Consider the following 221-nt stretch of genomic DNA (forward strand, 5'->3'; position numbering starts at 1 on the left):
GGGTGAAGTCGTAACAAGGTAGCCGTAGGGGAACCTGCGGCTGGATCACCTCCTTAATCGACGACATCAGCCTGCTGATGAGCTCCCACACGAATTGCTTGATTCATTGTAAAAGACGATGCTGTAAACGCGACCCTGTTATAGGTCTGTAGCTCAGTTGGTTAGAGCGCACCCCTGATAAGGGTGAGGTCGGCAGTTCAAATCTGCCCAGACCTACCATT

The 221-nt window shown here is 51.6% G+C and carries 1 tRNA gene and 1 rRNA gene; both read left to right on the forward strand.

Going from position 1 to position 221, the window contains the following annotated elements:
* Positions 1-56: ribosomal RNA gene (locus tag JOY50_RS28925) — 16S ribosomal RNA — on the forward strand; the annotation flags it as partial.
* 86 nt (positions 57-142) lie between these two features.
* A tRNA-Ile gene (locus tag JOY50_RS28930) sits at positions 143-219 on the forward strand.
* Positions 220-221: the final 2 nt, after the last annotated feature.

The organism is Pseudomonas sp. BP01, assembly GCF_022760795.1.
Classification (GTDB): Bacteria; Pseudomonadota; Gammaproteobacteria; order Pseudomonadales; family Pseudomonadaceae; genus Aquipseudomonas; species Aquipseudomonas putida_Q.